Source organism: Ornatilinea apprima, assembly GCF_001306115.1.
Classification (GTDB): Bacteria; Chloroflexota; Anaerolineae; order Anaerolineales; family Anaerolineaceae; genus Ornatilinea; species Ornatilinea apprima.
This window is the reverse complement of the sequence record NZ_LGCL01000015.1, coordinates 207,801-222,097: the sequence shown is the minus strand read 5'-3', so window position 1 is coordinate 222,097 and position 14,297 is coordinate 207,801. Positions and strand designations below refer to the sequence as shown.

Annotated in this window: 10 protein-coding genes; 4 read left to right on the top strand and 6 right to left on the bottom strand. The window is 57.7% G+C overall.

Features of this window, described 5'->3' with window-relative positions:
• Positions 1-23: 23 nt before the first annotated feature.
• The gene (locus tag ADN00_RS04240) at positions 24-596 is read left to right on the top strand and encodes a phosphatase PAP2 family protein (protein WP_075061707.1); all 573 of its coding nucleotides are present in this window, start codon (positions 24-26) and stop codon (positions 594-596) included.
• Positions 597-686: 90 nt separating this feature from the next.
• On the opposite strand, the gene ADN00_RS04235 is transcribed toward ADN00_RS04240, so the two are convergent.
• Positions 687-1,016: a DUF4177 domain-containing protein gene (locus ADN00_RS04235; RefSeq protein ID WP_075061706.1), complete on the bottom strand. Its 330-nt coding sequence runs from the start codon at positions 1,014-1,016 to the stop codon at positions 687-689.
• Positions 1,017-1,139: 123 nt separating this feature from the next.
• Positions 1,140-3,833 carry a glycoside hydrolase family 31 protein gene (locus ADN00_RS04230; RefSeq protein ID WP_075061705.1) on the bottom strand — a complete coding sequence of 898 codons (2,694 nt, stop codon included), beginning with the start codon at positions 3,831-3,833 and terminating at the stop codon, positions 1,140-1,142.
• A gap of 163 nt (positions 3,834-3,996) precedes the next feature.
• On the opposite strand from ADN00_RS04230, the gene ADN00_RS04225 reads away from it, so the two are divergent.
• Complete coding sequence (locus ADN00_RS04225; RefSeq protein WP_160317460.1) at positions 3,997-4,896, top strand: sugar phosphate isomerase/epimerase family protein; 900 nt, start codon at positions 3,997-3,999, stop codon at positions 4,894-4,896.
• 66 nt (positions 4,897-4,962) lie between these two features.
• Here ADN00_RS04225 and ADN00_RS04220 read toward each other — a convergent pair whose 3' ends face one another.
• The 3 genes from ADN00_RS04220 to ADN00_RS04210 form a co-directional block, all read right to left on the bottom strand.
• Positions 4,963-6,162 (bottom strand): HlyD family secretion protein, encoded by a 1,200-nt coding sequence (locus ADN00_RS04220; RefSeq protein WP_075061703.1) that lies wholly within the window; start codon positions 6,160-6,162, stop codon positions 4,963-4,965.
• A gap of 111 nt (positions 6,163-6,273) precedes the next feature.
• Complete coding sequence (locus ADN00_RS04215; RefSeq protein WP_082389877.1) at positions 6,274-7,086, bottom strand: ABC transporter ATP-binding protein; 813 nt, start codon at positions 7,084-7,086, stop codon at positions 6,274-6,276.
• 22 nt (positions 7,087-7,108) lie between these two features.
• Entirely contained in the window at positions 7,109-8,266 is a 1,158-nt protein-coding gene (locus ADN00_RS04210) for an ABC transporter permease (RefSeq protein ID WP_075061702.1), read from the bottom strand.
• Positions 8,267-8,479: 213 nt separating this feature from the next.
• Here ADN00_RS04210 and ADN00_RS04205 point away from each other — a divergent pair, with 213 nt between their 5' ends.
• Positions 8,480-9,532, top strand: a complete 1,053-nt coding sequence (locus ADN00_RS04205; RefSeq protein ID WP_075061701.1) for an XdhC family protein — start codon at positions 8,480-8,482, stop codon at positions 9,530-9,532.
• Positions 9,533-9,622: 90 nt separating this feature from the next.
• Here the strand turns inward: ADN00_RS04205 and ADN00_RS04200 are convergent, their stop codons facing one another.
• On the bottom strand, positions 9,623-10,657 hold the full coding sequence (locus tag ADN00_RS04200; protein WP_075061700.1) for an RIO1 family regulatory kinase/ATPase domain-containing protein: 1,035 nt from the start codon (positions 10,655-10,657) through the stop codon (positions 9,623-9,625).
• A gap of 412 nt (positions 10,658-11,069) precedes the next feature.
• On the opposite strand from ADN00_RS04200, the gene ADN00_RS04195 reads away from it, so the two are divergent.
• Entirely contained in the window at positions 11,070-14,273 is a 3,204-nt protein-coding gene (locus tag ADN00_RS04195; RefSeq protein WP_152966253.1) for a response regulator, read from the top strand.
• Positions 14,274-14,297: the final 24 nt, after the last annotated feature.

Sequence of the window (14,297 nt, the reverse complement as noted above, 5' to 3'; positions counted from 1 at the left end):
ATCCTCACAGCAAACGGACTGCCATGCACCCGGTACTGAAACAAATTATTCAATGGGACGCCGACTGGTCAGGCAAAGCCCGCCTTTCCAGGAAAACACCGCTGGTGAAGCGCGTGTTCTCTTTTTTGGCGCATTCGGGAGATTCGTGGTTCTGGTTGATTGGTCTGCTGGTGGTGTGGGGGCTGGGCAACCCAGACTGGCATTTTCGGGCGGCTTACCTGGCTTTTGCACTGACGGTGGAGGCCGTGTTTGTGCTGTGGATCAAGTTCACGGTGCGGCGCAGGCGGCCCGATGGCGAATGGGGCGCGATCTACCGCAACACCGACCCGCATTCCTTCCCTTCGGGGCACGCGGCCAGGGCGGCGCTGCTGGCGGTGCTGGCCGTAGGGCTGGGTCCGGCCTGGTTCGCGTGGGTGGTGGTGATTTGGGCCCCGCTGGTGTGCGCAGCGCGGGTGGTGATGGGGGTGCACTACCTGTCGGATGTGGCGGCCGGGATTGTGTTGGGTCTGCTGAGCGGCAGCCTGGCGCTGGCGGCGCAAAGTTGGGTAGTCGAAACGGCCAATTCCATTTTGCCATTCATCTTCCAGCCGTTCTGATTTTGGTTTGAGCAACCAGAACAGGCAAATCGCTCTTTCTGAGAAAGAGACGACTTGCCTGTTTTTTGATTCTGTTTTGCGGAAGCGGGCTTATTTCTTCTTTTCGTCGGGCAGGCCGAGGTAACGTTTGAAGATGAAGGTCTGGTACTGGCCGTCACCCTCACCGGTTACGGCAACGTCCACCAGTTCCCAGCCTTGCTGGCCATGGTTGCGCAGGATGGTATTGATGCCGTCGGTGCTGCCTTCGGCAAAATTGCGGCAGACCATATTGTTCGAGCCGCCGTCAAAGACGCAGCGAACAGTAAGGCTTGTATACTCCCATTGGGGATAGACCGGCGCTTCTTCGGCTTTTTTCTTACAGCCAGCCAATGCTAAGGTGGCGGCTAGAAGGAGGAAGATGAGAATGAGTTTGCGTTTCATGGAGATTCTCCTGAAGGGTTAAGTCGGGGTCAATAGACAAGAAGGTGCAAGGAATATGCCGGATTTCAGGGAAGAAACCGTTCAGCCTGAGGCTATGTCGGCGCGCGGGCAGGAATATCCAGGTCATTGGTACCGGAACACGAATTCCCTGGCCTGATCTACGCTGTCGCGCGCGGATTTGGCGAAGACCACATTCTCGGCAAGCAGCAGCCAGCCGCTCTCGGCCTGGTCCAGTTCGGCCTGGCTGGCAAAGCGCGGCAGTTCTTCGCCATTGACCAGCACCTGGGTGATGCCCAGCGGCATGGCGGTGGAAAGGCGCACCACCAGCGGGCGTTCGGCGGGCGCGCCGGCGTAGCTGCCCTGGGCGGGTTCGACACGCACCACGGCCTGTCCGCTGAAGAGCTGCTGGGTAACACGCGTGGAGCGGACTTCGCCGCGCTGGTAGGCGGTGGTTACGCCGTCGTCTTCAAAGAGAGTAAACTCTGATTTGGAAGGGTGGGCGTAGACGCGCAGGATCAGCTCGTCGCGGGTGGAGCCGTCGAGGCGCTGGCCAAAAACATTCATGGTTTGTTCGTCGACCCACATTTGGGGAATGATGGCGCCGGCGCGGGCAAAGAGCGGCAGGCGGAAGAGGTCTTCTTCCTCGACCTGCATGGCTTCCAGGTAGCCGCCCTGGCTGGCGTGCCATTCGTCGGTGTAGAAGTTGATCCACTGGCCGGCGGGCAAGTAGACCTGGCGGGGGTAGGTGGCGTAGTCGGGGACGGTGTAAACCAGCAGGTTGCGGCCGATGAGCTTGGTCTGGCCGATGGCATGGGTTTGGGGATCGGACTGGTAGTAGAAAGCCAGCGGCGGGTAGACAGGCTCACCGTAACGATAGGCGCGGTGGGCCAGCGAGTAGAGGTAAGGCACAAGGGAATAGCGCAGACGCAGGTTGAAGAGGTTGCTTTCCTGGCTGCCGATACGGTCGGGGGCGGTTTCTTTACAGTTGCACAGGTTCTCAGTGTGGGGGCGCAGGGGAATCTCCAGCAGGGCGGCGTTGCCGAACCAGCGGGTGTACATGCGGTCGAGGTTGCCGTCCAGCGCGCCGCGGTGGAAGCCGCCAACATCACTGCCATAATAGTCCATGCCGGCGTACGACATGTGCATCTGGTTGTTCATTTGCGTGGCGAGGGTGGTGAGGTTCGAGCCTACATCGCCGGACCACATGGCCACTCCCAGGCGCTGGCTGCCCGGCGCGCCGGAGCGCGAGAGGATGAAGGGGCGCTGGTCGCGCTGGTTGCGCAAATAACCATCGTAGATGCTCTGGCTCCACAGGAAGTTGTAGAGGTTGTGCGTGTCGGGGTGGATGTGGCTTTCGGCGTAGGGTTCGGGAATGCCGGTGTACCAGGAGGTGAGCGAGTACAGTTCAGGCTCGCCCAGGTCGGTCCAATGGCCGATGACACCGGCCTCGATGAGTGGCTCGCGCTTCAGGTCGTGCCAGTAGGCCGCGCCCTGCGTGTCGGACCAGTCGAGCATACCGCCTTTGCCCCACCAGGGATTTTCAGTGAGGTAAACGGCCTCACAGCCTTCGCAGCGCTCAACCAGGTAGCCGCGGCTTTCGAGGTCGCGATGTTCGGGCAGGTTTTTGCCGATGTAGGATTCTTCAATGGTCATGATGCCAACGCCCTGATCCCGCAGGGTATCTATTTTCGCGGCCGGGCTGGGAAAGTTGGACAGGTCCCAGGTGAGGCTGCCCATGCGGGTATTATCGGAGTCGGACTGGATGCCGCCGAACCACTGCAGGTCGAGTACAAAGCCGTCCACGGGGAAGCGGTTGGCGCGCAGGCTGGAGAGTTTTTCGTCCAACTCGCCCCAATTGTCGAAGCCGTATTCAGAAACCCACAGGCCGAACATCTTCTTGGGCGGCACAGGCGGACGGCCAGTGATCTCCAGGTAGTCGGCGCGCAGGTCGGGCAGGTCGGCGCCGGCCATGAGATAAAAACGGATGCCGGGACCCACGGCGCTGATCTTCCAGGCTTGCGGGTCGCGGAAATCCCACTGTTGGGCGGAGGCGTTATCCAGAAAGAGGGCGTAGTTTTCGGTGCTGGCGCCGGTGAAGTAGGCCACCGAGAATTGGGTGTTGCCGGCCGCCCCGCCGTTCCAGCCAACCATGGCATTACCGTAATCGTCACCGGGGAAGCGCACTTTGCCAGCCCAGTCGCCGTCGGGCTGGTTGGGGGTGGTGAACTGCTGGCCGAGTCCATAGATGTGGGTAAAGGATTCGGGAGTGAAGAAGAAACTCTTGCGGTTGCGCTCAATTTTGTTGGGGCATAAACGGGTGAGAGTGAGGGGCGGCTGGCGGGTGATGTCGGTGGCGCGCAGGCACAGGCTGGCATCCACCTGAACCTCCAGACTTCTGGTGCGCAAAATGCCTTCGGGGCTGGTTTCAAACACTGCGGGGCCGGCGTAGTCGGTTTTGGCGACCATGGGGCTGGTGAAAATGTTCTCTTCCACGTCGGGGCGGACAGCGGGTCCGCTGTATTCAAAGTGGAGTAGGTCGTCGTCGAGAAATTCAACCAGCAAGCTGCCCTGTTCGGTGCGGTAAAGAGCGCGGGCTTCTTCGGCGATGATGATCTGATCAGCAGGCGGCTCGGAGACGGACGGAGGGGTAGGGAAGCCCTCAAGAGTGCCGGACGGCAGCGTGGCGATCTGTGGGGCATCGGGGTTGAGGGCTTCAATCGGAGGTTGCGTGCCGGTGGGGGGTTCGGTGGGCGGGGTGGGTGTGCAGGCGGAGATGAGCAGGAGAAAAATGGAGGAAAAAAGAATGATTCGCTTCATTTTCGTTTTGCACTTTCTTTTTGTTTTATTGTAACGAAAATAAAGGCGCGATGATCAAATGAACAGGGGATAAACAGCGGTCTTTTTCTTATAATGGTTAAGGTAAGCGCGGTACAACAAGGGCCTGGCCCCGAAAATTTTGGCAAGGGAAGGGATGATTGGTATGCAAAAATTAAAGTTCAGCTATTTTCAACTCACCTTTGGGCAGGAGGAGGCCTACCTGCACCCGGAGAAGACCTATCAGCGGTTGAAGCGCTGCGGCTATGACGCGATTGAGATCACACCGCCCAAGGGCCGCTACGGGTTAGGGGTGAAGATGGAAGACTATGCGCGCCGCCACAATGAGCTGAGGGCGGAGTATGGACTGGAGGTGTCTTGTATTAATGAGTGCTGGGGAGAAATGTGGGACCCCTATTCGCCGGTGTACAAGACGATGACCGAGCCAAAAACTGCGGCGCTGGCAGTAGCCGAAACGAAAACCTCGGTTGATTTCGCGGCTGAGGTAGGCGCACCGTTTGTAACCGTGGCGACAGCCATTCACGCGCCGGTTGATGCGGACAATGTAGCTGAATGCGTGGCGGTTGCGGTGGACGCGCTGCGCCAGATGTGCGATTATGCCAAAGAGCGCGGCATTCGCCTGGTGTTTGAGGCGACCAATCACCTGGAGATGGGCAAGTTTGTCAACACGGCGCTCAATCACAAGCGGATCATCGAACTGGTGCAGCGCGATAATCTGGGCATTCAATTGGACTGGTTCCATGCCAATTTTGAGGAGTTGAATCCGTATGAGGCGGTGATGGACGCGCAGCCGCTGCTGTGGCACATGCATTTCCGTGATTCCAATTCGCTGACGCCGGGCTATGGCACGGTGGACTTTAAGGCAGTGATCCGCGCGATCAAAAAGAGCGGTTATACCAGGTACTGCACCATTGAAAGCTCGCCGATGGTACCGGATTCGGACACGGCCGCGAAAGATGGAATTGATTATTTGAAAATCTGCGAGCGTATTGCGGATTACCAGATCAGCGCGGAATACCCCAATGGGTATTCCATTCACCGGTAAGCGGTAGGGTTAAAAAAAACCGAGGCGTTGCGATGAGCGCCTCGGGGTTTGTTTTCTGCCGGGAATTTACTGCTCAAAGGTGACGAAGGCGGTCATGTTCCATTTGAGCCGGGGGTCCTGATCATCTAACTTGATCAGAATGGTGTAAGTGATGTCTCCCTGGCGGTTTTCGCCGAGGGGTTTGATGCGCTCAACGGTACCGGTTAGTTCCAGGTCGGTGATGGCGTCAAAGGTAACACGCACGGGCGCGCCGGTTTTAATATCCACAACGTTAAGCTCGGTCAGGTCGGTGGTTTCCACCTTCCATTCAGAGAGATTGCCCAACTGAGCGGCGGCCACACCGGGGGTAACATATTCGCCTTCTTTAAGGTTATTGGCGACCATGGTGCCATCGAAGGGGGCGGTCAGCTCGAGGTCGGCAAGGGCGGCTTCCGCGGCGGCGACGGCGGCTTTGGCGTTGGCTACGCGGGCTTCAGCGAGGGCGAGATCATCGGTGTTGGGGCCGTCGCCCACAAACTTGTCGAGGGTGCGCTGGGCGTCATCCACGCTCTGCTGGGCAACCTGCAGGCGGGCTTCCGCTTCAGCAACGTCTTCAGGGTCGGGCAGGCCAAGGGCATAATTGAGGTTGTAGAGAGCGCGGTCGCGGGCTTTGCGGGCGGAAGCCAATTGGCTGAGGGCGGCGGCGCGGATGGGGTCGTCTTCGGCGCGGTCGGCTACGCCTTCAAATTTTTCTTCAACCTGGTCAAGGAAATCTTCGGCCAGGATAAAATCGGCGCGGATCTGATCGAGAGTATTATCAGAAGCGCGGCGATATTTTAATTTTTCGCGGTCTTCTTTGGCATCTTGCAGTTCAATTTGCGCTCTGGCCAGGGTGAGTTCGGCCTGGGCTCTCGCCAGGGCGGCGGTCTTGTTCAGGGTGTCGAGCGCCTGTTCGGCCTGGATCAGTTCCAGTTTAGCGGCGGTGAGCTGCGAGCGGAGTCTTTCACTGCCCGTCAGGCGGGCAATCGGATCGCCAGCTTTAACGCTCTGGCCTTCTTCAACCAGGATGGTTTCCACCACGCCGGCGGTTTGAAAGCTGAGCGTGGCACTTTGAGCGGGAACGACCTGGCCTTCGGCCAGAATGGAAAAGGTTTCTGCGGTAACGGGGGGCAAAACGTCGGAGGTGGGGGTTGCCTGCGCGGCAGGCGCGCCGCCGCAAGCGGCGAGCGCCAATGATGCCAGCAAAACGATTGACAGAGAGAATAATTTCGCGCCCTTAGGACTCATGGAACTGCTCCTGTTTCAAAGTCAAATGAATAGATGCACAGATTCATCATACCATTATCGCGGTATGCATGCCACCCATATATACGGGAATTTTGGAGAAAAGTTGTGAAATCAGGCGCAGGAAATAAACTCCAGAATCTCTTCGCGCTGGTTCAGTTCGGTGTCCACTTTGCCATCGACCATTTGAATGACGCGGTCAACATACTGGCACATGCGCAGGTCGTGAGTAACCATGATGCCGGCTTTGTTTTCTTCGTGAATGAGGTTGGCGAAGATTTCAACGACCTGGTAGGCGCGCTCCGTGTCGAGACTGGCGGTGGGCTCGTCGGCCAGTACGACCGAGGGGCCGTGGACAAGCGAGCGGGCAATCGCCACGCGCTGGCGCTGTCCGCCGGAGAGCTGCTGCGGCAGGCTGTTAAGGCGGTTTTCCAGCCCCAGGCGGACGAGCAAGTAGCGGGCGCGTTCTTTGTCGATGGAGCTCAGGCGGCCATTTTTAAGCTGGAGCATCAATTGAACGTTTTCGAGGACGGTCAGGTACGGCACCAGGTTGTTGGATTGAAAGGTGAAACCGATGCGCTCGCGGCGGAAGCGCACGCGCTCCGCTTCAGGAAGCTGGCTGATCGCCGTGCCGTCGATCCACACTTCACCTTCGGAGGGGGTGAGCAGAGCAGCCAGCATGGCCAGCATGGTGGTCTTGCCAGATCCACTGGGGCCGACCAGACCGATAAATTCACCGGGTTGAATACGCATGGATACGCCATCCACGGCTCGAACCGTGGTTTCGCCCGATTTGTACAACTTGGCAACGTCTTGGGTCTCGATGACGAATTTTTTGGATGCCGCGGCAATTGAGGAACCGGACAAAGAGAACTCTCCGAGCGGGAAGGGCCGGGAAATGGACTTGGATTCACTGAGGGTGGTCATACGTTTCTCCAATGGTGTGTTTTTAGGATGATACGCCGAGTGCGGTGAGCGGCTCGATGCGGGTGGCCAGGCGCACCGCCACCAGACCACCGAGGGGTCCGATGGCCAGCAGGCCCAGGATTTGAAAGATGATGGCACGCGGTTCAAAGATGATCGGCACCGCGGAAGGCAAGAAGATGGAAAAGAGGAAGGTTACCAGCGCGCCAATGGCGACGCCGATGAGGGTAACGATGGAAATCTGCGAGACGACGGACACGGCGATGACCTTATTGTCGGCGCCGATGGCTTTGAGCACGCCGATCTGCGGAACCTTTTGCAGGGTTTGGATCTGGAAAAATCCGCCGATGACTAGCAGGCCAATCAGCAAGGTAAAGGAGCGCTGGGTGTTGAGGGTGGACTGCTGCACGCTGTAGCCGGGAATGGCCTGGATGGCGGTTTCTTTGTCGACAACCTGCAAGCCAGACACCTGTGATTGGATGCGCGAGGCGGCGGATTGAAGGTTGAGGCCGTTCTGCACGCGGATGGCAACCATGTTGGCGGCCTGTTCGCGGCCGGGTGTGCCGCCGCGCGCGGCCTGCGGGCGCACGCGCTCCCAGGTCTGGAAGGGCAGGAAGACGCTGGGGGCGTAAAGATACTGCTGGGCTTCGGCAGTGCCAACCACACGCAGCGCGTAAAATTCTTCTTTGGTGCCCTGAATGACTTTGATCACGATTTGATCACCGATGGCCAGGCCAGCCTGACGGACGGCGTTTTCATCGATGACGACTTCGTTGCCGCGCGTGGTGCGCAAGGCGCGCCCGTCGATCACAGATGGAGAGCCAGGGCGACCGGCTTCGACGCCGATCAGAGACACGTCCACCGGTTCGCGCCCATCTTCAAAAACGAGGGTGGCGCGGCTGTAACCAATCGCCCCAATATCCACAACGCCGTCCACGCGGCGGATGTCGTTGAGTTTTGACCAGCCGATCTGGCTGGTGGTAATTTGAAGTTCAACATTATCCTGAAAGGCCAGCAGGTCGGTGTTGAGTTTATCGAGGTATTCTTTGTTTGCGTTAGCCAGACCGACGGCCAGGGCGGCGATAAAGAGTACCAGGGTGGTGATCAGCGCGATCACCAGGCTGAAGAGCAGAAAGCGCGTGCGATTGCGCCAGATTTCTTTGATTGCCAGATACAGACCCATGACTTTTCCTCCAAGAATGAATTGCATTATTTCTATCTAAATATATCCTATTCAAGGGTGAATCTGAAGCGAAAAGACTGGCAAACATTATACAAAGTTTGTATATATTCTCAATGGAAGGATGGACGCAGTAGAGAAAAGACGCTATCTGACTGGTTGTATAATAATCAGCAAAAGGCAATTAGATTTTTATATTGCTAGTGAGGTTAAATCATGCGCGATGTAATCGATGCGATCAGAGGGTGGCACGAACAGGGCCTGCGGATGGCGCTGGCGACAGTGGTTAAGGTATATGGCTCCGCGCCGCGCGGGTTGGGATCAAAGATGGTGGTTAACGAGCGCGGGGAGTTTGCCGGTTCGGTGAGCGCCGGCTGCGTGGAAGGAGCGGTGATTGAGGAAGCGCGGAGCGTCCTCAAAGGGGGGCAGCCGCGCCTGTTGGAGTATGGTATTTCGGATGATCTGGCTTTTAGCGTGGGGCTGACTTGCGGCGGGATCATCCATGTCTTCCTGGAATCGCTGGACTGGGAGCCAGACGAGCACCGTGTGGGGGTGAAGGCTTTGATGGAGGCCGTGGAGAAGGATGAGACCGTCGCGCGGGTGACGGCGCTGGCGGGGCCGCTGGCCGGGCGGGACTGCCTGCTGCGGATGGACGGCAGTCGCCTGGGGATGCTGCCATTTGGTGAGGAAAATGAGACGGTTGAGCGGCTGGCGCTGGAGCGGCTGCGCGCGCAGCAGACCGCGCGCCTGGAGGTGGCATTGGCAAGCGGCGCGCAGGACGTGTGGGTAGAGGTTCACGCGCCGCGTCCGGTATTGGTGGTAGTGGGCGGGGTGCACCTGGCGATTCCGCTGGTAGATTTCGCTGCAAAATTGGGCTTTCACACGGTGGTGGTAGACGCGCGCAAGGCATTTGCCAACCGCGAGCGCTTTCCGCACGCGGATGAAGTGCAGATTGGCTGGCCTGCGGAGGTGCTGGAAGGGATGAAACTGCATGAGAACACCTTCATCGCGGTGGTGAGCCACGATGATAAGCTGGATATCCCGGCTTTGAAGGCGGCGCTGAACAGCCCTGCGCGCTATGTGGGAGCGTTGGGGTCGAAGAAGACCCAGGAGCGAAGGCGCGAGGAGCTGCGGCAGATGGGTGTAACGGAGGAGAATCTGCGGCGCATTCACGGGCCGATTGGAATGGATATTGGCGCGGCGACGCCAGGGGAGATCGCGGTGGCCATTCTGGCAGAAATGATCGCCGCGCGGCGTGGTAAGGGGTGAAAAGACGAAGTCGGGTTGAGGAAGTTGGATTTCCTCAACCCGACTGCTCTGACGGGCAATAGCATTTTTGGGTAAGAATTCCGCTTGCGCTTAATCCTCATCGCGGGCAGACTGCCAGCGGGCGCGGTCTTCGGGGTTGTCGGCGTCCAGGTACTGCGGATCGAGGGCGGGGACGGTGGAAAGCCGGCGGCTGCGCCAGAGGTCGCGGGCAAGCTGGGCGGGGTTGAGACCGCTGAGACCCTGTTCGCTGAAGTATTCACACACGCGGGCAACGTCGCGGGAGAAGATCGGCCAGGCGTTGTGATTTTCGTGGGGGGAGATGGCCTGAGGGAAATCAATCAGGCGGATGTCGCCGTCCCAGTAGAGTATGTTATAGGCCGAAAGGTCGCCGTGGATGATGTTAAGCTCCAGCATGCGCTCGATATTCTGAAACACACGCTCGAAGACGCGGCGGGTTTCGGCGGGGTCGAGGTCGATCTCGTTGAGGGTGGGGGCGGGGAGCACGCCGTCGCCGAAGTATTCCATGAGGATGGCATTGTCGCCGCGGGCGTAGACGGCCGGGGCGTTGACACCGGCGTTCTGCAGGCGCAGGAGGGTCTGGTATTCGTGCTCGATCCAGGCGCCATGCAAAAGCTGCATGCCGAGGCTGGTTTTTTTGCGCATGGCGTGCAGCAGGCCGTCGTCGGTGATGATGTTGCCGCTGGAGTCGCGATTGGCGCGGTTTTCGCGGTAGACCCAATCATTTTTCAGGTTGCGAAATTTGCGCGGGCGGTACACTTTGGCGGCCATTTGTTCGGCGGGTGCGGTTGGGTTGCCCTGGCACAGGTATACGGAGGCTTCTTTGCCGCCTTTCAGCAGGCGAGAAACATCGTCAATCCAATGCTGCTGGTAAAAACGGCCGAGAGAGTCTTCAATCCACTGGCGCTCGTGGCGCGAGGCGTGGTAACTGAAGTCGAAATGGTCTTCGTGATCTTCGGCGGCGCCGGCGGGCGGGGTTTGCGTCTGCTGCGGCCGGGCGGTGAGACGGTTTTTGGCGGCCGGTTGTTTGCGGAGCGGGAAGAGTTCTTCTTCCCAATCTTCGTCATTGATCCATTCATTCAGAGATTGGTTGTTTTTGATTTTCATATCCGCTTGTTGTTGCACTTAAAAAGAAACGCAGGCTGAGTACCGCGCCTGCAAAAAAAGCAGGGCGCACGCGCGCCCTGTGAGATGTACATGCCGGCAGAGCCGAAAGGTCAGGCTCCGCGAACCCCTTGAGGCGCGATTCGATACAGGATGGTAGAGATGGTATGCACTTGTCTCATCGGATCGCCTCCTCTCTGGTCAGGTTGATGTCGTTTGACGATTTGAGTTTACCAGATCAGGGGCGGCGGGTCAACCAGTTTTTTCTCGCGTGCTGGCGCTGAAGACAATTGATAGCGATTTGCAAGCCATTGGCTTCGAGGGACAACCAGTGTTTTGCTATAATGAAATTAATTCAATTTTGATTGATGGTCGATGCCTTATTACTGGTTTAGGGCAGCGAGGTCAGATTTCGATGATGCAGATGGTATCCATCCCGGTGCTTTTTATGACAGGCGTGGCGACTTACGCGGCGGCCTATTATCTTTCGCTCTCCCTGCGCTTGAAGCGCGAGCGGACGTATTTGTTTTTTGGATTAACCTCCTCCTGCATCGCACTCTATTCGCTGGTGTGCGCGATTCTCTATTCAGTGGGCAGCGCGGAACAGGCAGAAGCATGGCAGCGCGCTCAATTGGTGCTGCTGGCGCTGACGGTCATCGCGTTTTTGCGGTTTACCCAGGCCTACACCGGGATGGGCCGTCTATGGACGATTCATTGGATTGGGCTGGTGTTGGTTCTGCTGGCGGCGCCGCAGTTGTTCTTGTTTAACGACCTGGTCTGGTCCGCCAGCGGCGCGGAACCAATCCGCATTGCGCTGGGGGACTGGCTGGTGATCACCTATCATGAAGCGGAGGCGGGCGCGCTGACCAACCTGCTCATGGCGGCTGCTTTGCTGGGGGGATTGTACTGCCTGAAAATGGTGATTGATTACGCCAGGCTGCATGGAACAAGAAAATCTATGCCGCTTTTTCTCTCGCTGGCGATCTTATACATCGCGGCGTTTAACGACGCCCTGGTAAATTTCCGCGCTTACTCCTTTTTGTTTTTGATCGAATACTCATTTTTGGGGCTGGTCATCTTTATGGGGAAGGCGGTCAATGAAAGGTTGGTGGAAGCCGCCGAGACGAAAGAGAAACTGGAAGTCTCCAACCGCGAATTGCTGCAGGCCCGATGGGAATTGGAAGAGATGGTGAAGAAGACCAGCGGGATCGCTGAACGGCATGCGCGCTATGTTGATTCGCTGCTGGCTAACAGCCAAGACGCGATCATCAAAGTCAGCGACAGCATTATTCGCGATTGCAACCCGGCTGTTGAACGGATGTTTGGCTACCTCCGAAATGAACTCATTGGCCAACCGTGGGATATTTTTCTTGGCGGCCAGGAACCGATGAAACCGGTTGCCGATCAGGGGGACCGGTTTGCCGCCGTAAAGCAACCCATGACGACCATCCGGCGGATGAAGAAAGACGGCAGCCTGATTGATCTGGTCGGCTCGGTGATTTCAGTGGCGAAAGAAGATGGATCCCCTGAATACCTGGTCATCTATCATGATGTCAGCGATATCATTCAAGCTCAGCAGGCAATGGAGCAATCCGAGGCGAACTACCGCAGCCTGTTTGAAGATTCACCGATTTCTTTGTGGGAAGAGGACTATTCTGAGGTTAAACGCTTTTTCGATTACCTGCGGGCGCAGGGGGTCAGCGATCTGGCACATTATTTTTATGAGCACCCCGAAGTGTTGGTGGAATGCAGCGAGCGGGTGCGGATTCTGCGGGTTAATCGGGCAACCCACAAGATGTACGGCATCCCGGAGGGCTTCGATTTTCTGGATGGGCTGAACCAGATTTTCACACCAGAATCGCTGATCACGTTTCAAGATGAGCTGGTGGCGATGTTCAAGGGCGAGCGGTTTTTTCGCGAAGAGATCGTGCAGCGCCGGTTGGACGGCGAAACGGTTTATGCGTTTCTCTACTTGATCATTTTGCCCGGGGCAGAAGAAACCTGGGACAAAGTGCTGGTCTCGATGATCGACATCACCGAGCGAAAAAATATGGAGCGCAACCTGATTGAGGCCAAACAAGCCGCTGAAGCCGCCTCGCTGGCCAAGGCGCGCTTTCTGGCGAACATGAGCCACGAAATTCGCACGCCAATGAATGGCGTCATCGGCATGGCCGATCTGCTGTTGGAGACGAACCTGAGCAGCGAGCAGCGCGAATATGTGGATACGATCCGTACCAGCGGCCAGAGCCTGCTGACGGTGATTAACGATATTCTGGATTTCTCGAAGATTGAGTCGGGCAATCTGATTTTGAACTGGCAGCCGGTGGAGGTGGGGGCGGTGATTGAAGAGGCCTTTGACACGGTTTCTTCGGCCGCAGCGGAGAAGGGGTTGGAGCTGCTGTATGAAATTGAAAATGACGTGCCGGTATTCATCTCCAACGATCCACAGCGGCTGCGGCAAGTGCTGATTAACCTGGTGAGCAACGGTGTGAAGTTTACCGAGCGCGGAGAAGTGCTGGTGCTGGTCAAACGCTGGGAGCCCGACAACCAGAAACTACTGGTGGAAGTGCGCGACAGTGGCATTGGCATCTCGAAAACGCGCCATTCAAGTCTGTTCAAACCCTTTGTGCAAATTGACGCTTCATCCACGCGCAAGTATGGGGGCACAGGGTTGGGGCTGGCGATCTCGCGGCAGTTGGTAATGCTGATGGGGGGTGAGATCTGGGTGGAGAGCGAAGAGGGAAAAGGAACCTCATTCTTCTTCACCGTTTCGGCCCAGGCGGTAGACCTGCCGGCCCCGGAGCATATTCTGCCCCAACCGGCGGCGCTGAAGGGAAAAAGCGCGCTGGTTGTTGAGGGTAATGAGCAGGCGGCGCGGGTTCTGTGCCAGCGGCTGGCCTATTGGGGCATCGAAGCAGGCTATGTTTTGAGCGCGGGGGACGCGTTGAAGCAATACGACGAGCGTAAATATGATGTGCTGCTGATCGATTTGCCCAGCAGCATGGAAGCCGCCTATCAAATTAAACAAAGCCACCGCGAGCAGGCCATGCTGTTGATTGGCCAATTGGACAAGCCCCAATATTACGGACGCTGCCCGGAGGGCATTGATGACGCCCTTTGCTTAACCAAGCCGGTTAAGACACGCTTCTTGTACCAGCGCTTGCTGAGCGTGTTGCAGAATCAAGCCCAGCCGGCTGAAGCAGCCCCGCCCGGGCACGTTCTGATAGCAGATTTGTACGAGCAGCGGCCGCTGAAGATTCTGGTGGTGGAAGACCACCCGGTGAACCGCAAGCTGGCGCTGAGAATTTTGGACAAAATGGGCTATCAGGCGCAGGTGGCCGAGAACGGCCAGGAGGCGTTGGAGCGGGTATTGCAGGAACCTTTCGATCTGTTGTTGATGGATGTGCAGATGCCCGTGATGGACGGGTTTGAGGCTACGAGGCGCATCCGGCGGGACGCAAACATTCAGCCCCAGCCGAAAATTATCGCCATGACAGCCAACGCAATGAGCGAAGACCGCGAGCGGTGCCTGCAAGCTGGAATGGACGGATATATCAGCAAGCCGATCAGCCTGGAGGATATTCAAAGGGCCATTCTTGCCCTTGAACCGCGGCTTTAAGCTACAATAAGGGAAAATGCACAG

What these genes read in the sequence shown, in the direction of transcription:
- ADN00_RS04230 (WP_075061705.1), bottom strand. Translation starts at nt 3,833, where the DNA reads ATGAAGCGAATCATTCTTTTTTCCTCCATTTTTCTCCTGCTCATCTCC.
- ADN00_RS04220 (WP_075061703.1), bottom strand. Translation starts at nt 6,162, where the DNA reads ATGAGTCCTAAGGGCGCGAAATTATTCTCTCTGTCAATCGTTTTGCTG.
- ADN00_RS04195 (WP_152966253.1), top strand. Translation starts at nt 11,070, where the DNA reads ATGATGCAGATGGTATCCATCCCGGTGCTTTTTATGACAGGCGTGGCG.
- ADN00_RS04225 (WP_160317460.1), top strand. Translation starts at nt 3,997, where the DNA reads ATGCAAAAATTAAAGTTCAGCTATTTTCAACTCACCTTTGGGCAGGAG.
- ADN00_RS04240 (WP_075061707.1), top strand. Translation starts at nt 24, where the DNA reads ATGCACCCGGTACTGAAACAAATTATTCAATGGGACGCCGACTGGTCA.
- ADN00_RS04215 (WP_082389877.1), bottom strand. Translation starts at nt 7,086, where the DNA reads ATGACCACCCTCAGTGAATCCAAGTCCATTTCCCGGCCCTTCCCGCTC.
- ADN00_RS04200 (WP_075061700.1), bottom strand. Translation starts at nt 10,657, where the DNA reads ATGAAAATCAAAAACAACCAATCTCTGAATGAATGGATCAATGACGAA.
- ADN00_RS04205 (WP_075061701.1), top strand. Translation starts at nt 8,480, where the DNA reads ATGCGCGATGTAATCGATGCGATCAGAGGGTGGCACGAACAGGGCCTG.
- ADN00_RS04235 (WP_075061706.1), bottom strand. Translation starts at nt 1,016, where the DNA reads ATGAAACGCAAACTCATTCTCATCTTCCTCCTTCTAGCCGCCACCTTA.
- ADN00_RS04210 (WP_075061702.1), bottom strand. Translation starts at nt 8,266, where the DNA reads ATGGGTCTGTATCTGGCAATCAAAGAAATCTGGCGCAATCGCACGCGC.